Annotated in this window: 21 protein-coding genes; 7 read left to right on the forward strand and 14 right to left on the reverse strand. The window is 69.3% G+C overall.

Annotated features, from left to right (window positions below; all coding sequences use genetic code 11):
• Window positions 1-52: 52 nt before the first annotated feature.
• Window positions 53-1,432: a glutaminase gene (locus QFW81_RS05605; RefSeq protein WP_280577666.1), complete on the reverse strand. Its 1,380-nt coding sequence runs from the start codon at window positions 1,430-1,432 to the stop codon at window positions 53-55.
• A 238-nt stretch (window positions 1,433-1,670) separates the two neighbouring features.
• On the opposite strand from QFW81_RS05605, the gene QFW81_RS05610 reads away from it, so the two are divergent.
• Complete coding sequence (locus QFW81_RS05610) at window positions 1,671-2,168, forward strand: nuclear transport factor 2 family protein (RefSeq protein WP_280577667.1); 498 nt, start codon at window positions 1,671-1,673, stop codon at window positions 2,166-2,168.
• 23 nt (window positions 2,169-2,191) lie between these two features.
• On the opposite strand, the gene QFW81_RS05615 is transcribed toward QFW81_RS05610, so the two are convergent.
• On the reverse strand, window positions 2,192-2,545 hold the full coding sequence (locus QFW81_RS05615; protein WP_280577668.1) for a winged helix-turn-helix transcriptional regulator: 354 nt from the start codon (window positions 2,543-2,545) through the stop codon (window positions 2,192-2,194).
• A 103-nt stretch (window positions 2,546-2,648) separates the two neighbouring features.
• Window positions 2,649-4,460 carry a CocE/NonD family hydrolase gene (locus QFW81_RS05620; RefSeq protein WP_280577669.1) on the reverse strand — a complete coding sequence of 604 codons (1,812 nt, stop codon included), beginning with the start codon at window positions 4,458-4,460 and terminating at the stop codon, window positions 2,649-2,651.
• 116 nt (window positions 4,461-4,576) lie between these two features.
• Here QFW81_RS05620 and QFW81_RS05625 point away from each other — a divergent pair, with 116 nt between their 5' ends.
• Window positions 4,577-4,756 carry a hypothetical protein gene (locus QFW81_RS05625; protein WP_280577670.1) on the forward strand — a complete coding sequence of 60 codons (180 nt, stop codon included), beginning with the start codon at window positions 4,577-4,579 and terminating at the stop codon, window positions 4,754-4,756.
• A 185-nt stretch (window positions 4,757-4,941) separates the two neighbouring features.
• Here the strand turns inward: QFW81_RS05625 and QFW81_RS05630 are convergent, their stop codons facing one another.
• Complete coding sequence (locus QFW81_RS05630) at window positions 4,942-5,463, reverse strand: hypothetical protein (RefSeq protein ID WP_280577671.1); 522 nt, start codon at window positions 5,461-5,463, stop codon at window positions 4,942-4,944.
• A gap of 84 nt (window positions 5,464-5,547) precedes the next feature.
• On the opposite strand from QFW81_RS05630, the gene QFW81_RS05635 reads away from it, so the two are divergent.
• Together QFW81_RS05635 and QFW81_RS05640 are read left to right on the forward strand one after the other, a co-directional pair.
• Window positions 5,548-5,877, forward strand: coding sequence for a hypothetical protein (locus QFW81_RS05635; RefSeq protein ID WP_280577672.1), 330 nt, complete (start codon window positions 5,548-5,550; stop codon window positions 5,875-5,877).
• A 60-nt stretch (window positions 5,878-5,937) separates the two neighbouring features.
• Window positions 5,938-7,938, forward strand: a complete 2,001-nt coding sequence (locus QFW81_RS05640; RefSeq protein WP_280577673.1) for a M3 family metallopeptidase — start codon at window positions 5,938-5,940, stop codon at window positions 7,936-7,938.
• Between the two features lie 104 nt (window positions 7,939-8,042).
• Here QFW81_RS05640 and QFW81_RS05645 read toward each other — a convergent pair whose 3' ends face one another.
• Complete coding sequence (locus QFW81_RS05645) at window positions 8,043-8,363, reverse strand: hypothetical protein (RefSeq protein WP_280577674.1); 321 nt, start codon at window positions 8,361-8,363, stop codon at window positions 8,043-8,045.
• A gap of 286 nt (window positions 8,364-8,649) precedes the next feature.
• Here QFW81_RS05645 and QFW81_RS05650 point away from each other — a divergent pair, with 286 nt between their 5' ends.
• Window positions 8,650-9,951 carry a DUF3238 domain-containing protein gene (locus QFW81_RS05650; protein ID WP_280577675.1) on the forward strand — a complete coding sequence of 434 codons (1,302 nt, stop codon included), beginning with the start codon at window positions 8,650-8,652 and terminating at the stop codon, window positions 9,949-9,951.
• A 311-nt stretch (window positions 9,952-10,262) separates the two neighbouring features.
• On the opposite strand, the gene QFW81_RS05655 is transcribed toward QFW81_RS05650, so the two are convergent.
• The 4 genes from QFW81_RS05655 to QFW81_RS05670 form a co-directional block, all read right to left on the reverse strand.
• Window positions 10,263-11,474 (reverse strand): S1 family peptidase, encoded by a 1,212-nt coding sequence (locus QFW81_RS05655; RefSeq protein WP_280577676.1) that lies wholly within the window; start codon window positions 11,472-11,474, stop codon window positions 10,263-10,265.
• A gap of 390 nt (window positions 11,475-11,864) precedes the next feature.
• Complete coding sequence (locus tag QFW81_RS05660) at window positions 11,865-12,194, reverse strand: hypothetical protein (protein WP_280577677.1); 330 nt, start codon at window positions 12,192-12,194, stop codon at window positions 11,865-11,867.
• 46 nt (window positions 12,195-12,240) lie between these two features.
• Window positions 12,241-13,224, reverse strand: coding sequence for an N-acetylmuramoyl-L-alanine amidase (locus QFW81_RS05665; RefSeq protein WP_280577678.1), 984 nt, complete (start codon window positions 13,222-13,224; stop codon window positions 12,241-12,243).
• A 332-nt stretch (window positions 13,225-13,556) separates the two neighbouring features.
• A complete protein-coding gene (locus QFW81_RS05670) occupies window positions 13,557-14,441 on the reverse strand; it encodes a LysR substrate-binding domain-containing protein (RefSeq protein ID WP_280578334.1) in 885 nt (294 codons plus the stop codon).
• A gap of 224 nt (window positions 14,442-14,665) precedes the next feature.
• Here QFW81_RS05670 and bla point away from each other — a divergent pair, with 224 nt between their 5' ends.
• On the forward strand, window positions 14,666-15,562 hold the full coding sequence (gene bla / locus QFW81_RS05675; protein WP_280577679.1) for a class A beta-lactamase: 897 nt from the start codon (window positions 14,666-14,668) through the stop codon (window positions 15,560-15,562).
• Between the two features lie 137 nt (window positions 15,563-15,699).
• Entirely contained in the window at window positions 15,700-17,013 is a 1,314-nt protein-coding gene (locus QFW81_RS05680; protein WP_280577680.1) for an aminotransferase class V-fold PLP-dependent enzyme, read from the forward strand.
• Window positions 17,014-17,431: 418 nt separating this feature from the next.
• Here QFW81_RS05680 and QFW81_RS05685 read toward each other — a convergent pair whose 3' ends face one another.
• From QFW81_RS05685 to QFW81_RS05705, 5 genes are all read right to left on the reverse strand, one after another.
• Entirely contained in the window at window positions 17,432-18,289 is an 858-nt protein-coding gene (locus QFW81_RS05685) for a hypothetical protein (protein WP_280577681.1), read from the reverse strand.
• 194 nt (window positions 18,290-18,483) lie between these two features.
• On the reverse strand, window positions 18,484-19,443 hold the full coding sequence (locus tag QFW81_RS05690; protein ID WP_280577682.1) for a phosphotriesterase family protein: 960 nt from the start codon (window positions 19,441-19,443) through the stop codon (window positions 18,484-18,486).
• Between the two features lie 1,072 nt (window positions 19,444-20,515).
• Window positions 20,516-20,992: an OsmC family protein gene (locus QFW81_RS05695; RefSeq protein ID WP_280577683.1), complete on the reverse strand. Its 477-nt coding sequence runs from the start codon at window positions 20,990-20,992 to the stop codon at window positions 20,516-20,518.
• Between the two features lie 161 nt (window positions 20,993-21,153).
• Window positions 21,154-21,618: a GNAT family N-acetyltransferase gene (locus tag QFW81_RS05700; RefSeq protein ID WP_280577684.1), complete on the reverse strand. Its 465-nt coding sequence runs from the start codon at window positions 21,616-21,618 to the stop codon at window positions 21,154-21,156.
• On the reverse strand, window positions 21,615-22,016 hold the full coding sequence (locus QFW81_RS05705) for a rhodanese-like domain-containing protein (RefSeq protein WP_280577686.1): 402 nt from the start codon (window positions 22,014-22,016) through the stop codon (window positions 21,615-21,617). The genes QFW81_RS05700 and QFW81_RS05705 overlap by 4 nt, the downstream gene beginning before the upstream one ends.
• Window positions 22,017-22,121: the final 105 nt, after the last annotated feature.

The following is a 22,121-nucleotide window of genomic DNA, read 5'->3' on the forward strand; positions in this document are numbered from 1 at the left end:
TGCCGCCGGCGCTGGGCCTGCCCAAGGCCTAGGTCAACCCGAGCCTGTGGCCTTACCGACCCGTGTCTTCCTGGCTGGCAACAATGCGGCAGGCATCGCCACCTACCACTTCTTGCGCCTCGGCATCGGTAGCGACCACCCGTGGACGCTGCGCCTGGTCGAGGGACGCAAGGTCGAGCACGCCATCGGGATCGACCAGCACTACCGTACGGCGGGCTGCGTTCAGGCGTCGCAGGTTCTCCAGCAGCATGCGCGTGGCGACATCGTTGAGCGAATGGGTGTGCAGCAGGGACAGGATCACCGCGGTGGCTTCGCGATGGCGGCCGCCACCGGCCTCGTTGGCATCGCCGAGGTCGTGCGCCAGTGCGCGCGTCAACAGTTCGGCACCGCCGAACCGCACCGCGCCACGCAGTTCGTAGACCGGCACGATGGCATCGCGCGTGCGTCCCTTGCCGCCGGCCAGCGTCACCACCAGCTTGCGCACGACCGCGCGGCCGATCTGGCTGACATCCATCATGTGCAGGCCCATATCGCGCGAGAGGCGTTCGCAGACGGCCACGCCGCGTGCGCTGTTGCCGTGCGCATCGAGTTTCGGCGAGAACACGGCAAGACCCAGCTGGCCGGGCAGGGCACCGATGATGCCGCCCGCCACGCCGCTCTTGGCCGGGATGCCGACGTTGGACACCCAGTCGCCCGCGGCGTCGTACATGCCGCAGGTGGTCATCACCGACAGCACCTGGCGGACGCCGGCGCGATCGATCACCTGGCGGCCGGTGAGCGGCTGCACGCCGGCATTGGCCAGGGTGGCGGCCATCAGCGCGAGATCGCGCACGGTGACGTTGACCGCGCATTGGCGCACGTAGCCGTCGACGATGGTCTCGGGCTCGGCGTGGATGATGCCGCCGGCGCGCAGCATGTGCGCCAGCCCGCGGTTGCGGTGCGCGTCGCGCAGTTCCGCCTCGTACACGGCTTCGTCGTAGCCGAGTTCGCGACCGGCCATCGCCGACATCAGCGCGCGCAGGCGCTCCACGCGCTGCGGTCCGCTGGCATCGGGGCCGGCGACCAGTGCATGCGTGGCGAGCGCGCCGGCGTTGATCATCGGATTCATCGGCCGATGGGTGCCGTCCTCGAGCGAGAGCTCGTTGAAGGCATCGCCCGACGGCTCGACGCCGATCCGGGCCAGCACCGCGTCCAGGCCCACGTCCTCGATGGCGGCCGCATAGGCGAATGGCTTGGAAATCGACTGGATCGAGAACGCCACGTCGCTGTCGCCCGCCGTATAGACCTCCCCATCGACGGTGGCCAGCGCCACGGCGAGCCGCGACGTGTCGGCCTTGGCCAGCACTTCGATGTAGTCGGCGGGCGCGCCATCGTCGATCGAGCGCACGGCATCGAGCACGTCGGCGAGGTAGTCGGGGACGGGAGATCGCATGGGGTGGTCCGGATCGTGGGGCTGCCATCCAACCGCAGCCGGGGTAGGGATTCAACCCCTTGGCGAGAACAGGGGTCAGAACAGGGGGCAGGTTGGACTTTCCCAGGCTTCGTAGGGGTCGTTGCCGCGCTGCACGATGTGCCGCGGAATGCGGACACTTACCAGCTGGTACGTACTGGACTCCCGGCATCCGGGCTTCTAACTTCGGGCGAATCGCATTTCGCTCCGGAGACATCAGATGACAGTATCAAGCCGCCGCTCGTTCGTGACCGGTCTCGCCACCCTTGCTGCAATTCCCCTGGTGCCGAACGTGCGGGCACGCGTGCCGTCGTCCAACGAGGGTGTCGTACGGGAACTCTATCGGGTCGCCGAGTCCCCGAATCTCGATGCGGATCGGTTCGTCTCGCTCTTCGTGAAGGATGGATACTTCCTCGACGTGTCCTCGGGGCAGCGATGGGTCGGGCAGGAGGTGCGGGAGCCGGTCACCGGTCTGATCTCGGCCTATCCCGACATGCATCGTGAGCTGCTGAAGGTCTACTCCGATGCCGGCGGCGCGGTGATCGTCGAACTCAGGCTGCAGGGCACGCATCGAGGCAATCTTCCGCTCCCCGACGGGGTGCTTCGCGCCACCGGCAAGACGTTCGATGTGGCGTGCTGCGACGTCTGGCAGCTCGAGGATGGCAAGGTGACGTCGTTCCATTGCTACAACAGCCTGGTGGCCTGGCTGAAGGGCTGAGCGGTCGTCGCACCTGCCGCGGGTCAGTCGCTCTGCCCCCGCGGTGCGGCCCGTATCGCCTCGAACTCGGCCCGGTGCGCCGTGCCCCAGTGGCACAGCGGCATCAATACGTGGACCAGCGTCTGGCCGAACGGCGTCACGGTGTAGTCGACCTTCGGCGGCACCTCGCCGTAGTCGTGGCGGGCGAGCACGCCCGCTTCGACCAGTTCACGCAGCTGCTGCATCAGCACTTTCTCGCTGATCCCCGGGATCAGCCGCCGCAGCTCTCCGAACCGCTGTGCATGGTGCTGCAGGTGATAGAGGATCAGCGGCTTCCACTTGCCGCCCATGACCGCCAGCGCGACGTCGAGGCCGCAGTCGGGAACGGGGGTGTTCACGCGCATCCGATGCTCACCTGCTGGCAGGTGCTGGCCATGATGTCAGCGCATCCGCGGGTTGTCATGCCCGACACTGGAGAGGTTGGCATGGGCAACCGGGACGTCACTCGTCGCGCGTTGTGTCCGGCGCCTCGACCACCGGCAGGTGCAGCACGCTCGGGTGCCCGGCGCTGTGATGCAGGCGTACCGTCGCCACGCGCGCATCGGCCAGCGTCTCGTGGCCGATGCGTCCACCGCTGTTGAAGTTGCGCTGCAGCTCGGGCGTGTCCACAGGCGCGATTACCAGCCGCAGCCGGCTGCCTTGCTCCAGTTCGCGGCAGGTCCAGGGGAAGCGGTCGAAGTGCCAGGTGTCGATCGCGCCGGGGGTCGCGAGCTGCTCCGCGTCCAACCCGTGCCGGAACCGGGCGCGCTTGAAGTCACGGCCCAGCCAGCGCAGCTCGTTGCGCGGGGTGACCTGGTACACCTCCACCTGGATATCGGTGTCGGGCACGTCGAGCTCGATGCTGGCGTCGAACGACATCCGTCCGCACAGCGTCTGCGCCCTGGGCAGCGGTTCGCTGTGGAAGAACAGCTGGCCGCCCTGGAGCGCGTCGCCATGCGTGGTGTAGTCGAACTCCACCATGGGCAGCGCGGCCGGGCGGTCGGGCACGTGGTGCGGGTCGAAGCGATAGACCGAGGGCGGCTCGGCGCCGGTTGGCCCGTGCTGCAGGCGACCGCTGCGGAACACGTCGTCGGCCGGCAGCCCGCCGCCGCTGAGCTGGAAGCTGAGGGTGTGCGGGGCCACGGCGTCCAGGTTCGGCGCGGATCGCCACTCCTCGGCACCCATCACGTAGTAGGTCACGCGATCGGGCAGGGCGTCGGGCCGCGGCGCGCCGTCCAGCACGTGTTTGAACCAGTCGATCTGCAGCGCGTCGATATCCAGCACGGCGGCCTCGTCGAACGTCAGCCCGCCCAGCTTGGCGGTGGGGTAACGGGTGCCCGCGTGGCTCCAGGGGCCGATCAGCAGCCAGTGGTTGGCCCGTGCGCGCGGACCGGCGTGCGCGAGGTGTTCGCGGTGGTAGCGCAGCGCGCCGTCCTGGTCGCCGTCGAAGTAGCCGGTGATGCTGAGCACCGGCGTTTCGATCGCCGCGTACTGGGCCGGTGTCGGATTCATGGCCTGCCAGTATGCGTCGTAGCCGGGATGCGCCAGCCAGCGCGCGAACGGCGCCTGCGGCGCACCGCTGACGGCGGGGAGATCGGCGAATGCGATCTCGCCGCGCCAGGCGCGCTCGAAATGGCTCCGCCACAGCGCGTTGTCGGCGAACCACTGGGCGTTGCCGGCGCGGCCGTCGACATAGGCGAGCCACGGCAGGATGAACCCCAGGAAGATGCCGCGCGGCTGCGGGAAATCATCGCCCGGGTAGGCCGACGCGGTGGGCACGGCGGCCTGGATCGCGTCCGGATCCTCCGCCATCGCCTGCCACTGCATCGTGCCGCGGTAGGAGCCGCCCATCATCGCCACGCGTCCGTCGGACCACGGCCTGCCGGCGAGCCAGCGCGCCGCGTCGGCGCCATCCGGCCCGCCGCCTTCCATCGGTCGGAATTCGCCGCCGGAGGTGCCGCGGCCACGGCGATCGACGCTGGCGTAGGCGAACCCGGCGCGGACGAATTTCAATGCGCGCGTGTGCGTTTCGTCGGAGAGATAGGGCGTGTGCTGGAAGACCACGGTATGCCGGCCGTTGCCGGTCGGGCGCCAGACCCGGACCGCGAGCTCGGTGCCGTCGCGCATGGGCGCCCGCAGGTCGGCTTCGATGATCACCGGCGGCGGCGCGGGTGGCGTGGCCGCGAAGGTGGCGGACAGGGCCAGGGAGAGCAGGAGCGCGGCGAGCAGCCGCGCGGCAGGGCGGGGCGCGCGGCGGGGCGATCGAAGGCGCATGTTTGACGATATCCGGATCGGGCCTGCAGGATAGCCTCCGGAACAGGCGAAGCAGGAACACTGTTGCCCCGCAGGCCCTCGGGACATCCAGACGATTGAAGCGGATCAGGACGGAGATGAACATTACTGCCGCGGCAATTCCGGTGTCTTTGCTGGCTCTGGGTGTCTCGTACCTGCTTTGGAGGCAAGGGCTCGCGGCGTCGCCGGGTTGGAACAAGTATCAGCTGTACGTGCTGGCTGCGGGGATCGCCGCGTTCGTGCTGCTCGGCTGGCTGGCAGGCGTCTGGATGAGTTGATTAATGCACCTGCGGCCGGCGCAGGTCGGCGCGTAGGATGCGCCACCCCTGATCACGCTCGCCGCGCCGGCCGGCGTGCGGCTGAACTGACCTCGCGCGGTCTTCCGCATCCCGACTGTCCGCCTGAGGCTCGAGGATCTCTCGCAGCGCTCGAAACGGCAGTTCGGTGCACTCCGTTTATCAGGTCATTCCCCGACGGCAGCCTTCGCGGCATCGGCGCTTCGCTGCGCATCGGCCGCCTCGCGCGCCGCCGCGGGAGATGGTGTCGCTGTCTTCAACCGGGTCGCCATGTCGGTGATCAGCCCGCGCACGATGCTGTCTTCGTCCTGGTACCCGTGGAACGCGGAGTTCTTCCAGTCGCCTGTGACGAGCAGGTCGCCAGTGCGGGCATCGAAGAGCTTGATCGCCACCGACTGCAGGTACATCACGATGTCCCAGCGCCAGACGTCCACGTAGGTCACGAGGGCATCCACCTGGTCGGAGGTGCGTGTGCCTGCGGGGAGAGGAGCCTGGACGGAGAATCCATTCTGGATCAATGCATTTCGCACGCTCGCATCCATCTCTGGTGAATTGCCATCGGACGCGACGGCAGCGACGGTGACGATCGGTGGCGGCACTGATTTCGCAAGCAGCACGTCCTGGTGCGTGGCGCAGGCAGACAGCAGCAAGGCGGCCAAGATGGCCGCGCCCCGGATCATACGATTCATGTCGGTTCCCCCTGTGGAACCCGAACTATAGAACAAAGGGAACGGTGATCAACCCGACCTGTCGAACTTCAGAAGAGGAATGGAGTGGCCCCGATCGTCCGCTCTCTGGCAATGGCTATCATGCTGCGGTGGCCGCGTCGCGGCGGCTATCCAGCGGGCATGGTCCAGACCTTCGTTACCGTCGTGCTTGTCGTGATCAGCGTCGTCGTGCTCTCGCTTGCGCTCGCAATGCTGTTGGCCTCCATCTGGGGACAGTCACTGAGCAGCAGCGCGAGGCCACGGTCGAAGGATTCCTGTGCCTGTGCGTTGCAGGAGATTGGCAGCGCGACCTTCCCCAGCGCGCCGAGTCATCCCCCGGGAGCGGGCGGGGCGCGCCCCTACTATCGCAGTGTCCCCAAGGGCCTGTCGGTGTGACCGAACCGGCACCCGCCGCGCCCAGGCTGTACGCTGCGGCTTCGTCCGGGGAGAAGCCTGATGCATCGCATCGTGTTGTTGTCGTGCCTGGTCGCGGCCGCCGTGCCTGCACACGGGCAGCCTGCCGCGTCCGCCAGGCTCACGGTCGAGCCCATGCTGACGCCCGCGAGTGTCGAGATGGTCGACCAGACCTGCGATCGCCTGCTCGCCCAGGCCAGCGACTTGCGCGATGCGCTCGAGACGGACCAGGCCACCCCGTCGCTGGGCACCCTGCGCCAATACGACGACTTGTGGACGGTGGTGGGCGCGGCGAGGCGCGACGCCAACCTGCTGGCCTCGACCTCGCCGGATGCGGCGATCCGCGCGGCGGGGCGCGCGTGCCTGCAGCGGGCCACGCAGGCACAGGATGCGATGCAGCTGTCGCGCCGGATCCATGATCGCCTGAAAGCCATTCCCCTGGCCGACGCGGATGCGGAGACCCGGCATGTGCTCACGCGCCGCCTGGCCGACTTCGACCGCGCGGGCGTGTCGCGGGACGAGGCGACACGCACCCGGATCGCGACGCTGAACGATGCGATCACCGCGCTCGAGATCCGTTTCGCCGAGAACATCGCCAACGGCCGACGCACGGTGGTCGCGGAGCCGGCCGAACTGGAGGGTCTGCCGGCCGACTATCTCGCGGCACGCAAGGCGGGGGCCGACGGCAGGGTGGTGATCTCCACCGACACCCCCGACCTGACGCCGGTAATGAACTATGCGCGCAGCGACGCGCTGCGCCGACGGTTGAACGAAGCGAACCAGACCCGCGCCCCGGAAAACGATGCTGTCCTGCGCGAGCTCATCGCCCAGCGCGATGCACTGGCGCGCTTGCTCGGCCGCCCCGATTTCCCCAGCCTGCACCAGGAGGGCTCGATGGTCGACAGCCCGGCCAGGGTGCAGTCGTTCCTGGCCGAACTGGCGCGTGCAGGCGATGGTCCCGCGCGCGCCGACCTTGCACGGATGCTGCAACGCCTGCAGCGCGAGCAGCCGGGCGCGACGACGGTCCCGATGTGGAGCGAGGCGTATCTCACCCAGCTGATCAAGAAGGAGGAGTACGACCTCGATCCGCAGGAGGTGCGGCGCTACTTCTCCTACGACCACGTACGCGACGGCCTGCTGCAGCTCACCCGCGACCTGATGGGCGTCGAGATCCGGCCGTGGCGGACGCCGGTGTGGGACCCGTCGGTGGAAAGCTACGAGATGCTGGACGGCGGCCAGGTCATCGGCCGGTTCTATTTCGATACGCATCCGCGACCGGGCAAGTTCAACCATGCCGCGGTGTTCGGAATCCGCCCGGGCGTGGCGGGCGGGTCCATCCCGGTGGCGGCCCTGGTCACCAGTTTCCCCGCCGGCGGCCACGAGACGGGCCTGATGGAGCATCGTGACGTCGAGGTCTTCCTCCACGAATACGGCCACCTGATCCACGCGATGCTCTCCGGCGGCAAGCGCTACGCGCTGTCGGCGATGGGCAACCTGGAGCCGGATTTCATGGAGGCGCCATCGAAGATGCTGGAGAACTTCATCTGGGATTACGACACGCTGGCGCGTTTCGCCGTGGACGAGAGCGGGCGGACCATTCCCCGCGAACTGGTCGAGCGGATGAATCGTGCGCGCTACTTCGGCGAGGCCCTGCGCGACAGGCGCCAGATCAGCCTGGCCAATGCCTCGCTGGCGATGTACCTGGGGCCGCCGGAAGCGGACCTGACCGCGCGGTTCACGCGGGCCTACGACGCCTACGCCCTGCTGCCGTATCCGGCGGGCGTGCAGCCGCAGAATGCGTTCCCGCACCTGGCGCCGTACCCGGGCACGTACTACACGTACATGTGGTCGCAGACGCTGGCGCTGGACATGTTCGCGCGTTTCGAACGCGAGGGCGTCCGCAATCCGGCCGTGGCGCGCGACTATCGCGACAAGGTGCTGGGGCCCGGCGGTTCGATGCCGGCCGCCGCGTTGGTGGAAGGATTCCTGGGCCGCCCGGCCTCGCTGGAGGCGTATCGCGCCCGGCTTGCGAAAGGACAATGAGAGAGGCGCGCCGGAAGGCGCGCCTCTGTGGTGCCGCCGGACCTTCACTGACGAAGACGGATCCGGTTGTGCAGGTTCAGTCCCCCACGTCGGTGATGCGATCGTCAGACCGTGTAGACGCGGAAGTAGCGCGATGTCGGCGAACTGCCCCTGCATTCCACCAGCACCGGGGCGCCCTGTGGAGCAAGCCGCGAGACCTCGAGAGACGATCGGCCGGTCGACGACCGGCAGCGGACGTACATCCGATAGTAGTTGCCGCTGCTGGACGCCGAACAGACGCCCAGGTAGCCGGAGCCCATGCGGTCCGCAGTGCAGGCCAGGTAGGGCTTGGACTGCGCCGACGACACCGGCACCGACCACCCGAGGGTCACGCCTATCGCGGTGGCGGCGACGATGCCGATCGGGGTGCGGGGTGTGAGAGCCATCGGACCTCCAGACGCGGATGCGTGCGTAGCGGGCAACGGCGTCCAGCCTGCGCAGCGCCACGCCCGATGACAACTGGGGAAAACCCGGTGCCGTCGAGAAGGGACGGGGCCAGGATCGGGATCGGCGTCGGCTTGTTCATTCCTCAGCAGGCACGGAAGACAGCACGCCGCAGGCTTCCATTCTTCGCTCGGCCTGATCCGATCCACCGGATCTAGGGTGAGTCCCGATTGCCGGGCCGCGGCCGCTGCGCCAACGTAGGGCGCATCGTTCCCGGAGTACCTGCACATGAGCACCAGCGGCATCGGCCCCTCGCTTCCCCGCCTTCCCGACCTGGATGCCGCCGTCCTGCGCGCCGCTTCCGTGCCAGCGGGCCGTCCGGTGGTGCTGCCGCAGCAGGGCGGCACCGGCGAGACGCCGGCGCTGGAGGTGGAGGTCAACAGCTTCATCCCGCAGGACCAGGTGTCCACGCCCTGGTTCGTGCCCGGCGGCGGGACGTTCGCGGGTGACGGCCGCAGCCTTGGCGAGGACGGCACGCAGCGCACGCAGCAGACCATCCAGGTCTACGAGGATCCGAGCGCGCCGGGCGGCTACCGGGTGGAGATCGACGCCGACACCGGCGAGACGCACCGGCTCGGTGACGACGGCGAAGTCATCGAGACGGGCGAGGCCTCCGAGAGCGACCTGCAGGCCGAGGTGGTGGAGGTACGCGAAGACGGCACGATCGTGGTCCAGCTCACCGGCCAGAGCCCCAACCCGCTGGTGGGCGTGGCGCCCGGCATCACCTACGACGTCACCGTGGAGATGCGGCCGAATCCCGACGGGACCTGGACGGTGACCACCTCGGGCGACCACGACGCGTTCCCCGGCTACGAAGTGCTGGCCACGGTGGACGGCGGCGACCAGCAGTTGGTCTACGGCTACGATCCCAACGTCAGTGGCGCCAGCCCGATCTCGCTTGCGCAGGGCGACGGCGGCCTGCCCGGACTGATCTGGGGCGATTCCGGCGTGTCGGTGGAGGGATCGCTCACCGTCGGCGCCGACACGCTCGCGCCCGCGGACCTGGTCGAGCGGCACACCGACGCGGACGGAAACGTCGACGTCGTTGCGCTCGGCACGGACCTGGCCGGCAACGCCGAGACGGGCAACGTGGATGCGGACTTCGTCGAGAGCGTGTTCGCGAGCCTGCCGGAAGACCAGCGCGAAGGCGCGGCCAATGCCTTCTTCGACAACCTCTCCACCACGCCCGGCGGTGGGGTGTCGCCCTGGCACGACGACTACGCCACGCTGGCGCTGACGCCCGCTGGCATGGACGTGATCCTCGCCGTGGGCGCGCATGCGCCGGAGCGGCTGGCAGCCGACGAGATCGTCTACGCCTTCGCCGCGCAGAACCGCGACGCGATCCACGCCGGCGACCCTGCCGCGAGCGCGACTGCTAGCGCCTTCCTCGATGCTTTGGCGGACTCGCCCGAGGCGCAGCAGTCGCTGGCCGGCTACCTCGAGCCGATCTACGACGACGACCGCACCGGCATCGCGTCGACGCCCGAGGGGCGTGCGCTGCAGGACCGGATCGAACGGGCGCTGGGCTGAATCAAACGGCCGATGGCCTGATCCATGGGCGTCGGCAAGGTGGGCATCAGCTGGATCGGATTTTCTTCTGCACATCGAGGCAGGCGTGGGGCAGAGCCACTGTTTCCGATGAGCCGCGGCACGCGCTGCGGTGGTCCTTCGTCCTGCCCGGCTGCGCTGCGCGCGCGCAACGGCCGGCGCCCATTGCGACCGGCTGTCGGACTTGTCTGGGCAGACCGCGAATCCGCAGGACAGTCGACTCTGCCCCCGATTTCAGGCCCCGCTGTCAGGCTTGTGCGGAGGCGCGCATCCCTGCGCGCCTCCGCCGTGCCTCAACCGCGTACCAGGCTCAGGCCGTACTGGCTCAGGATCGGGTTGATCCGGTCGAAGTACGTGCGTCGCTGCGAGGTGGGCAGGCTGCAGTTGCTGTTGCTGCCCGAGGCGCGGTTGCCGCCGGAGGTCACGCCCTGCGCCTGTCCGGCACCGGTGATCCAGGAGCCACCCGAATCGCCACCGCCGGCGCAGGCGTTGGACTGGGTGAGTCCGAAAACGGCGCCTTCGGCGTAGTTCACGGTGACGTTCTTGGCGGTGATGGTGCCGCACCGGTAGCCGGTGGTGCGGCCGGAACGGCACAGCGACGCGCCGGTCGCGGCCTCGGTGCTGCCGCGCACGACCACGTTGCCGCCGCTCCAGTTGCTGACCCACGGCTGCAGCGTGTGCGCACTGCCCACCTGCACCCAGGCGCGGTCGGTGCCGGGGAAGTTGGACTGGGCGAACGAGCCGACGTTCTGGTTGCTCACGCGCACGCTGTTGCCGGCGTTGCCGCAGTGGCCGGCGGTGGCGAAGCCCTTGGTGCTGCCGCGCGTCACGGAGAACCCGACCGAACACAGGTACTGGTTGTTGATCACGTACTCGATGCCGCCGCGGATGGTGGCGAACAGTTCCGGCTCGCCGACCATGGTCTCGAACCGGATCGCGCTGGTATCGGCCCGGCTGCGCGCGACCAGGTCGATGCCCTTGGCCAGCGAATCGGGCGCGACCGCGACCACCACGCTGTTGCTCTGCGGGTCCACGTGCCAGGCGTGCACGCCGCGCAGTGGCGCCATGCCCTTGGCCGATTGCCGCACCAGGTCGTCGAGCGCGGTCTTCGCCGTCTCCAGTTCCCTGAGGCTGTGGCGGACGTTGCGCACCTCGATCTCGCCGGGCAGCGCAGCCTTCGCCGCCGACAGGCCGCTGGCGGCCACGACGAAGACGAAGCGGCCGTCGTCGCGCCGTTCGATCCAGCTGCCGGCATAGTCGTCGCCGAGCTGGCGGCGTGCGAGCGCCTCGTTCTGTTCGGCCAGGCGTTCGGTGCGCAGGTACTGCGCGGCTTGCGCCGGCGCGATGCCGAGGTCGCGTTCGATCGCGGCGCTGAGCGCCGGGTCGAACCTGTCGCTCGCCGACACGGTGGCGGCGGACAGCATGACAGCGGAAGCCGCGGTGGCCAGGGACAGCAGCACGGCGCGTCCGAGCCTGCTGCGACGGGGGGACAGGAAGTTCTTCATGAACAGTCTCCTTGGACTTGCGAGGTGGGTAAGGACCGCGGGGGCGGTCGCTGCACGCCACGTAGGGGGAAGTCGCCGCAGTCCTCGATGTCGCGGCGACCCGTGCAGTCAAACCCAATCGCCAACCTGAATTCGTGTCCCGGCTCACAGCCGCGCGCGATGTACAGCGTTGTCAGCGCCGCCATCCGAATCGTCACGCGAAGTTCTCATGGACGCACTACCTGTCGCCGCGGAGTCCGCGCCGCCCGGTGCCGTTGAACCGAGGTCTGGCCCCGTCGCGTAGCCCGGATAAGCGAAGCGCATCCGGGACCGCGACAGACTCGACGCGCTGCAGACCCGGATGCGCTTCGCTTATCCGGGCTACGGTCCTGATCAGTCGCCCCTCGCGCGTCAGTCCCGCGTTCGCTCCGGCATGAGCAACACGTAGGTCTCGCATTCGCGACGGTCGCAGCCCAGCAGCCGGGTCTCGTCTCCACTGCGCCAGATGCTGGTGGCGGCCGCGTTCACCTCGAACGTCCACTCGCGCCCCTCGGCCCGCAGGCGCCCACGGATCGAGCAGGGCAACCAGTCGAAGTCGTGCAGTTCGCCTTCCGCCAGGGGTCTCGACAGGGCGAAGAACACCTCGAGCTGATGCGCATCGAGCGCCCAGCCCTGGCAGAGCGCCGCCTCGTCGGGCGCTGCAGGCGCGGCCCCGGTCGGGCGGTACTCGGCCGCCGTCACGTCCAATACCTTGATCGACGCGGCGCGTGTCGGGATCGCACCGCGGCTATCGCTCGACGCCGGGGACTGGCACGCCGCCAATGTCGCGAGCAGGGGAATCCACATCGCGCGCGACACCCGGCGCATACAGACCCGCGCCTTCGCCGGGCGTCTTTCTCGAGATGACGTCATGTTCGTATACATCCTGATCGTTGAGCGCGAAGTTGCGCTGGAGTACACCCATCAAACGCGTGATCGCAGCGGCTTGCTCGGGGGTCGGCGCGTCCCATGTCTGCGTGGCGGGCCGGTAGCGGCCGACCACTTCGATGCCGATGCTGTCGGCATTGGTGGGGTAGCGTTCCGGATACGGCCTGGAGGATTCGATCCGGCTCACGGCGCGCACCGCGGGACCGCGCCACTCCGACTGCCCGTTGCGGGCCGCCACGAGCTGGCGCTGGTCCTCGTCCGGGATCGTGCCCTCGACCTCGCCGCGTGAGCGAATGGCCCCGACGTGCCAGGCTTGCCGGTCGACACTGACGGTCTGGTGGATCGCGCCGTCGCGATCGATCAGGAAATGCGCGCCGGTGCCCGCATCGCGATTGCGCCAGGTCGCGAGCGTGCTGCCGGCGGTACTGGATTCCGTGCGATGCAGCACGATGGCGTTCACCTGCGGCATCGGTCCATGGCTGATCCGCTCGATCGGCGTGTGCACGATGCCCGGATCGGTCAGGTAGCCGTCGGCATCGATCGTCACCTGTCGCCGCAGCGGCGCCAGCGTATCGTCGGCCGGCCTTTGCGCCATGGCGATCGGCGCGCTGAAGACCAGCGCGACAGGATCGCCGGAATGATGGTGATACCCGTGGCGCGGCGTGACGAACAGCGAAGGGACCTGCGCCTGCGGATCACCGGGGATGACCGGGCCGATGTCCCGTGCCGCCATGTCAGGTTGTTTGGCCCGCAGATCGACGTAGAGCGCAGCGGCGATGTTCGCGGACTCGGACGAGGTCCATCGACCCAGGCCGTGCACCCCTTCCCGGAGGCGCACGAACATCTCGTGGTCCGGGTGTCGCGGGTCGTTGGGAAGGCGGAACTCCGGAGTCGTCGCCACGTCGCTTGCTCCATGCGAACCGATGTTGCGTCCTTGCCATAGGCGAAGGACTGCGGTGTCCTTCGCTGCAGACGGAAGACTACATCAAGCCACGCATGGGCGGTGGGATCGGTCGTTCCGGAGACTGTGCCGGCCGGTGTGCGGCCGACGGGGGCTTGGCACCACACCGTAGCCCGGATAAGCGAAGCGCACCCGGGTCTGCGCGCGCCCTGATCTGCCGCGATTCCCGGATGCGCTTCGCTTATCCGGGCTACGGGTGGAAGGCGTTCGAGGCGTTACTGCGCCGGTGTTGGCGGTTCGCACGCGCCCACCAGCCAGTCCCGGAACGCGCGCATGGCCGGGCCCGGCGTGCGGGTCTTCAGGCGCGTGAGCCAGTAGCGCCCGGTGTCGATGCCTTCTGCGAACGGGGCGACCAGCGATCCGTCTTCCAGCGCATCGGCGAACATGGCCGGGGGCAACAGCGCGACGCCGGCGCCCGCCCGCGCGGCGGCGGCCATCGTCACCGACGAGTCGAACACTGGCCCGGCGAGAGGCGGGCAGGCGAGGTGGACGGCGGCGAACCAGCGCGGCCACTCGTCGGCGCGATACGAGCGCAGCAGCGTGGTGCCCGCGAGCGCCGCCGGCGAGCGGCAACGCCCGGCCAGGCGCGGGGCAAGCATCGGTGTCAGCGGTGCGGCAAGCAGCGGATCGGCATCGACCCCGTGCCAGGCGCCATCCCCGAAACGGATCGCGTAGTCCAGCCCCTCGCCGGCGAGGTCGACACGGTTGTTGTGGGTGCGCAGCCGCACGTCGACGAAGGGATGCGCGGCGGTGAATGCGTCCAGGCGCGGCAGCAGCCAGCCGATGGCGAACGTGCCCACCACGCCGAGCGTCAGCGGCTCGCGCGGCTGCCCGCTGGCGTAGCGGTCGAGCATCGCCGCCATGCGGTCGAAGCTGTCGACGAGCATGGGCACCAGCGCGGCGCCCTCGTCGGTCAGCGCCAGGCCGCGCGGCAGGCGGTGGAACAGGCGCACGCCGAGCAGCGCCTCGAGCCGGTTGACCTGGTGGCTCACCGCAGCCTGGCCGACGCACAGTTCCAGCCCTGCACGGGTGAAGCTCAGGTGTCGTGCCGACGCCTCGAAGGCGCGCAGGGCGTTGAGCGGCAGTTGCGCGCGATTCAGGGAAGCCTCCGATTTTTCTATTGGCTGGTTCTAGAAATGATCGATTGTGGGAGCGTCGATCAGGTCGCAGTCTGGAGCCCCCGACGAGCGAGGAAGACGATGCGACTGTGCGAAATGATAGCGATCCACCACGCGCGCGGTGGCGGCCGCCTGCATGCGCGGCGGATGCCGCCATGCGTGGTCTCCGCCGCCCCCGGCGCCCTGGAGCCCGATGGAGCCGGGCCATGATCGGCCGGCGCAGTTTCATGCTCGGGGCGATCGCGGCGCTGTGCGCGCCGGCGCTTGCCGGTTCGCGGGGGACGGCGGCCGATCCGGTTGCGCGCCTGCAGGCGCTGGAACGGCAGGCGGGCGGGCGGCTCGGTGCGTTCGTGCTCGACACCGGCAGCGGCCGCAGCTTCGGCCTGCGCAGCGACGAGCGCTTCTGCCATTGCTCGACGTTCAAGCTTTCGCTCGCCGCCATGGCCCTGCACGAGTCCGATGCCGGTCGCATCGACCTGGACGAGCCGCTCGCCTTCGGTCGCGCGGACCTCATGTTCCACTCGCCGGTGCTCGAAGCCAACCTCGACAAGGGCGCGCTGCCCGTCGTCGCGTTGGCCGAAGCGATCCAGGTGACGAGCGACAATGGAGCGGCCAACGTGCTGATGCGCCGGCTCGGTGGCCCGGAGGCGCTGACCCGGTTCTGGCGCGGGCTCGGCGACGAGGTCAGCCGCATCGACGGCTACGAGCCCGAGATCAACGTCATCCCGCCGGGCACGCAGCAGAACAGCACCACGCCCCGGGCGATGGCCGGCACCCTGCAGCGGATCGTGCTCGGCGACGTGCTCGCCGCCGGCAGCCGCGAGCGGCTGCACGGCTGGATGGAGGCCACGCGCACCGGCATGCAGCGCATCCGCGCGGGCCTGCCGCCCGGCTGGCGCGGACTCGACAAGACCGGCACGGGCATGCGCGAGGGTGTCGGCAACAAGACCAACGACGTGGCGATCCTGTTCCCGCCGGGCGCACGCGCACCGCTGGTGGTCACCGGCTATTTCGAGCATCCCGTGTATTCCGGGCGCATCCGTCCCGGGGACGAAGCGGTGCTGAAGGGCGTGGGCGAGGCGGCAGCAGCCTGGGTCGGGTGAGAGCTGGAAGACCGCGCACGGGTCGGATTCCACGGTGCGTGTCGGACCGCGGTTTCGGTCCGGGTCGTCTGACCGCTCCCGGCCGCCGCTCGCGTTGACCCGTCATCGGCCCCGCGGGGCCAGCCAGGGAGACGCTCATGCCCATCACGCGACGCGGGTTCCTGGCGGCGCCGGCCGCCCTGTCCACCGCCCTGCTGCCGGGGAGCCTGATGGCGGCGCTGGAGGCGGAGGCGCCGCCCGTGGCGGACCTTTCCACCTGGGAGGCCGTCCGCGCCCAGTTCGCGCTGGATCCGGACTGGATGCACTTCGCCAGCTTCTTCATCGCGAGCCACCCGGCGCCGGTGCAGGCGGCGATCGAGGGCTACCGCCGCGCGATCGACCGCAATCCCTTCGTCACCGTCGAGCACGGCATGTTCTCGGAAGGGGCGGACAACCTGCACGTGCAGGTGCAGGAGGAAATCGCCGATTATCTCGGCGCGCGGCCGCAGGACGTCTGCCTGACCGGCAACACGACCACGGGCCTGGCGCTGGTGTACCAGGGCCTGCCGCTGAAGGCCGGCGACGAGGTGCTGTGCACCACGCACGACCACTACTCGCACCACGAGTCGATCCGCCTGGCCGTCGATCGCGCCGGCGCGAGCATGCGCATGGTGCCGCTGTTCGCGGACGCGGCGTCGGCCACCATTGAATCGATCATCGACGCGCTGCTCGAGGGCATCGGACCGAAGACGCGGGTGGTGGGGCTCACCTGGGTGCATTCGAACAGCGGCATCCGCCTGCCGATCCGCGAGATCGCCGCGGCGCTGCGTGCGCGTCCCGGACCGCCGCTGGTGCTGGTGGTGGACGGTGTGCACGGCCTCGGGTCCACCGACGAGACCGTGGCGACGATGGGCTGCGACTATTTCTGCGCCGGCACCCACAAGTGGATGTTCGCGCCGCGCGGCACCGGCCTGGTGTGGGCCAATGCGGAGAACTGGGCGCGGCTGCGCCCGCTGATCCCGAGCTTCACCGACTTCGACCAGTACATTGCCTGGGAACGCAACGTGGCGCCGGCCACGCCTACCACCGCCGACCGCATGAGCCCGGGCGGCTTCCACGCCTACGAACACCAGTGGGCGACCGCCGCGGCGTTCCGCATGCACCGGCAGATGGGGCGCGCACGGGTCGCCGCGCGCATCCGCGAACTCAACGACCAGTGCAAGGCCGGGCTGGCGTCCAACCCCAAGGTGAAGTTGCACACCCCGATGTCCGGCGAACTGTCGGCGGGGCTGGTGTCGTTCGAGGTGGAGGGTGTGGCGCCGGCGGAAGTGGTAAAGCAACTGCTGGCGCGTCGGATCATCGCCAGCACCAGCCCCTACGCGATCACCTATGCGCGGCTGGCACCGAGCCTGGTGAACACGGGCGACGAAGTCGATCGCGCCGTGCGTGCGGTGCGGGAGATTTCGGGGTAGGGCGGCCGCGCTGTTCGGTTCCAGGCCTGAAACACGACTCCGGCGTCTGCCGGAGTCGCAGGTCTGAGTGCACTCGGATAGGTGGCCCAAGACTTCCTGCACGGCTCGAGGATGGATGCGGCTTGCGGCACGCAGGCTAGGGATGTCCCCAGATTCCCGCCTGCCACCGGCGCCATTGCCACGGCTGAGGAACGCGGCGACGGCCGCTCGAGCGTATCGCCAGGCGCTGTCGCGGACGGCAAGCGCGCTTGAAATCGTCCACCACCGCGGCCGTAGCCCGGATAAGCGAAGCGCATCCGGGTCTCACGGCAGGTCGTGATCACGCGTCCACCCGAATGCGCTTCGCTTATCCGGGCTACGTGCGGAGTTTCCAACAGCGGTGGCGGTCGCGGTCCAAGGGCCCGGTTCGAGTTGCAGTTCAGGCCGCCGACGCGCGGCTCCTGTCCCACCGAGCATGCGCATGCCGCCGCAGCGCGTCCAGTTCGGCCTCCTCGAGGACCGGGGCGAAGAAATCCAGCCAGAAGTCGGCATCGTCGCAGAAGGCTTCGCGCGCGAGCGCCAGGTGTCGACGCCGCTGCGGGCTGTCGGCGTCGAACTCCGCCTCGGCCGCGGCCAGGAACGCCGCACGCCCCTCGCGGGTGTCGATGTACTCACGCAGGCCGGCGTCCAGCCAGCTGGAAAACTGCTCCTCGCCGTGCTGGCCATGGCAACTCGCCAGGCGGGCGGCCGCCAGCGCGCAGGTGTCCGGCTGCCAGCCGTAGCGCTCGACCACCGCGTCCATGTCGCCCCACTGGTCCACCTCGTGGTCCATGTCGCAGCTGCGCAGGAACTCCACGTAGGCGGGGATCCAGGCGCGGTCGCGCTCCACCAGGGCCCGCATGGCCGCCGTGCCGGCGGGCGTTTCCGCATCCGCCCACATCCTGCTGCCGTGCGCGCCATTTCCGGTCGCGACGGCATAGGCATGCAGCGCCGGGTGCAGGGACTCAAACCGGGCGGCCTGTTCGCAGAACCCGGCCTCCGACCATTCCGTCTCCGCATGGCCGTCCCCGTCCACTGATCGCAGCTGGAAGCCGAACGTGGACACGGCGCCGTCGTGCGATGCGTGCGTCAGCTCCGCCAGCGAATCCCGCAGGGATTCCAGCACGCGCAGGCACAACGCCTCGGAGATGTCGGAATCCCCGGATGCGTCGGATGGACATCCGGCCGCATCGGAAAGCGGGATGGCGACGATCGTGGGGGCCGAATCCTGCCTGCGCGACTCGATCTGCAGTTGCATCTCCATTCCGGCGGAGCTCCCTGATGGCGGTGTCGCGCAGGATAGCCGGATCCGGCGCGGACACCGCGGTCAGGTTCGACATGCCCTCGCCCACGACAGGACGTCCCGGCACCTGCCCCGAAGCGGGCTACGTTGTTGGGTGCGCAATTCCGGGTCCAATCCTCCACGGTCGAACCGATGGGGCCCCGGGGGGCTCAGCGGCGCTTCGTGCCGTACGCAAATGCCTGCGCGGGATTGCGCACGAACAGCAGATCGATGTCGTCGTCGCCGAAGCCATTCGACCGCAGGGCCGGCACCAGTTCGGTGAACACGGGATGGAATGGATGGAACTCGCCGCCGCCCGGCGCGCCGGCGTTGTACCAGCCTGCATCCTGCGAGAGCAGCACCCTGTGCAGCAGGCCATGCGCGCGCATGCGCTGGACCAGCGCCAGGTAGGTGTCGACCTGGCCAGGGCGGAACCCGTCGAACGAGACCCAGGCGCCGCGCTGCGCCGCGCGCACGTGCTGGTCGGCCAGGGTTTCGTTCTGGGCGTGCACCCAGAACCAGGCCGTAGGCGACACGCCCGCCGCCTCCAGCAGGTCGAGCTGCTCGAACGCGCAGCGTGCATTGCGGCCGGGCGCCACCGCGTCCCAGGGGCCGATATGCGCTGCGATGGTGAGGCCCGTCTCGAGATGGGTCATCGCGGCCGCGCGCACCACCTTGCGTTCGAGCTCGCTGAGCGGGTCACCCTCGAGGCCCAGCTTGACCAGCCCAGGACGCACGTCGGTGCCGTCGATGCCGTGCCGCCATTCGCCGGTCCAGCGCGCGGCGAGCTGTTCGTCGCCCTCGTCTACCACATAGGGCGGTGTGAACCGTCCGCCCACGGCGACATACGCGCCGGTCGCGGTGACCATGTGCAGCCCGCTGGCGTCGGACAGGCGGCGGATCAGCAGGGGATTGCGCCCCAGTGTGGTCGCCGTGCAGTCGATCAGCGTCCGGCAACCGAGGCGGTGGATCTCCTGCAGGTGCGGCAGCACCACCTCGACGACATCATCGATGTCCGGCGTGATCGGTTGGGCCGCCTGTTCGGCGTGGGGACGCAGGTCGGCATAGAGATGCTCGTGCACGAGCGTGATCCCCATCTCGGCCACGTCAACCGGACCCTTCACGGTCATGACCCGCGCACCTGCCGGGCCGCCGGGTCGTGTGCGTCCAGCGCAGCCGGGCAGGGCCAGGCTGATCGAAGACGCCGCCAGCGTCGAGAGAAATGCCCTGCGTTGCATTCGAAGCCTCCTGCGCGACAGCGCGCTCGTCATGTCATGGCGCTTGCGCGCGGATATCGGCCTGGACGTGGAACACGCCCAACTTGTTTCGGTCCGGATCACGGAAATACGCGGCATGCGTTCCGGGCCTGCGCTCGCCGGGAGGCCCCTCGCAAGTGCCGCCCAGTGCCAGTGCGGTCGCGTGGATGAAGGCGACTTCAGCCGGGGAGCCGGCGCGAAGGCCCACCATCGTGCCGTTGCCGTTGGTTGCGGGTCGACCGTCGTAGGGTAGGGCATGCACACGGCCAGGCCACTCCCGCCACCGGCCGGCGTCCAGAGAATCGAGCGGGCGGTCTTCAGGGCCTGCCTGGCATCGAAGCATGCGAGCAGCCCGTCGTAGAACACTTCGGCCCTGCCGAGGTCGTTGGTGCCGAGGATGATGTTGGTGAAGATCGAAGAACGCATGGCGTGATTCCCGTGCGGGCTGCAGCATTGGATCCGGTCCGCGCCGTCAGATTCCAACCGGACGACTGCACGGCGCGTGTCGGCGCTCTGCCTGACTAGCGCTGGGAACCGGGGGCGTGGGGCCCGCGCCGCAGCCGGTGTATCGCGTGCCACACCAACGCGAGACCTACTGTCATCGATGCGATGCCGGCACAGATCCACATTGCGGACACGCCCTTGATGGTCTCGCAACTGGCCGCGCAGGCCACCGGCTCGATGTGGACCAGCCCGGCGCCCTGGAGCGTCCACAGTACGCCGATCGCCCCCAGCAGGGCTCCAGGCGCCGCCAGGCTGCGCACGAACAGTCCCGCTGGCTTGCGCCACTGAATTGCCGATGCCTCCTGTGCTCCCCTGATGTGGACCGGACCGATCTGCGGTGCGGATTCGGGACGGCGGATCGCGTCGCCGCTCCCAGCCGGTAGATGGCCGCGGATCGGTGGCGGCGCGGTCGGCTCGAATGATGTGCATGACCAGCATGCCGTCAGGGTCCGTCGGCATGCGCGGGCTCGCAGGCGACGACGGTCCTGACGGAGTTCGCGATGTAGCACTGGTGATGGGCGTCCCGGTGCATCCGATCGATCTCCAGCCGGGCCGGACGCCGCTCGCCCGAGAAAACCACCGCGGGTTTCAGCGTGACCGAGGACATCCAGATATGCCCCGCCGGGTCCTTGTCCAGGACGCCGATGGCCGTGTCCTGGTAGGCATCGACGACATACCTGCGTTTAGCCGCGATGGAGAGGAACAGCAGCATGTGGCAACTGGAGAGGGAGGACACGAACGTTTCCTCCGGGTCGATCGCGTCCGGGTCGGAGCAGGGCACCGGCACCACATGGGGCGACGACGATCCCGGAACGTCGATCCCGGCATCGAAGCGCAGGATGTGTCGCCTGCTGTAGCGATGGTCGAGGAAGACCTGGTCGCCGCGCGACCAGAGCGTTTCGACGATGTATTGGGCCATCTGCGCTCTCCGTGAATGGGATCCGCCACTCCCGACGGTGCCCGCGGGAGGGCGGTGGGTATGGCGCACGGTCCCGCAGCCCTGGTGGTGTCGTGACGATGGACGGTCGGCGTCCAACGTCTCGGGGCGCGAGGCAACGGAACCGGTCTGCCGCATTTCCGCTAGATCCCGGGCGGGGAGTAGCGAAAGCGCAGCTTCCCCACGCCTGTCGCCCCGAGGCGGCGATAGAAGCGTGCCGCGCGATGGTTCCAGTGCGGGGTCTGCCACTGGATCTCGTCGATGCGCGCATCCCGTGCGAAGTCGAGCAGGGCGGCGAACAGGCTCGCGCCCACGCCGTCGCTGCGATGGCCTTCGGCCACGTAGAGGCAGTCCATGTGCAGGAACGGTGCACAGCGCCAGGTGGAGAAATCGCGGGTGGCTGTGAGGTAGCCGATGGCGGTGTCACCGCGAGCCGCGATCCATGCGAGCAGGTGCGCCGGTGCTGCGCTCCGTTCGAACAGGGCCGCGTCCAGTCCCGCCCTGGTCGCCGCCGGCGGACGCGCGCGCTCGAAGGCCGCATGCGCCTGCACCAGCTCGAGCAGGGCTGCCAGGTCGTCGGGCGCGGCGCGTCGGACCTCGAGACTCATGTGCCATCGCCGGCCAGGGCGAACCCTTCGTCGATCCAGCCGGTGATGCCGCCGGTCATGATCTTGACCGCCCGTCCCAGGCCAGCAAGACGCACCGCCGCGCGCGCCGCGCCATTGCAGTGCGGCCCTGCGCAGTAGGCGACGAACAGCGTCTCCCGCGGCCACGCGTCCAGGCGCGAGGCGATGATCTTGCCGTGGGGCAGGTGGATCGCACCCGGCACGTGGCCGGCGGCGTAGGCCTCCGCACCCCGCACATCCAGCAGCACGAAATCAGGGCTGCCACTGCGAAGCGCTTCGTGGACGTCCCAGCAGTCGGTCTCGAAGGCGAACTGCCGCTGGAAATGGATCAGCGCCTCGTCGGCGGGTGCGGCTCGATCGGCGGTGACGGCGTTGCGCATGTGCGGCCTCGTCGGGAACGTGCGTCGGCGATTGCGGTCGGGACGGGACCGATTGTGCGGGCGCAGGCGCGCGGCGTAGAGTGGCGGGAATGCCAACCAGCGATC

The sequence above is a fragment of the Luteimonas kalidii genome (genome assembly GCF_029887935.1).
Lineage (GTDB): Bacteria > Pseudomonadota > Gammaproteobacteria > Xanthomonadales > Xanthomonadaceae > Luteimonas > Luteimonas kalidii.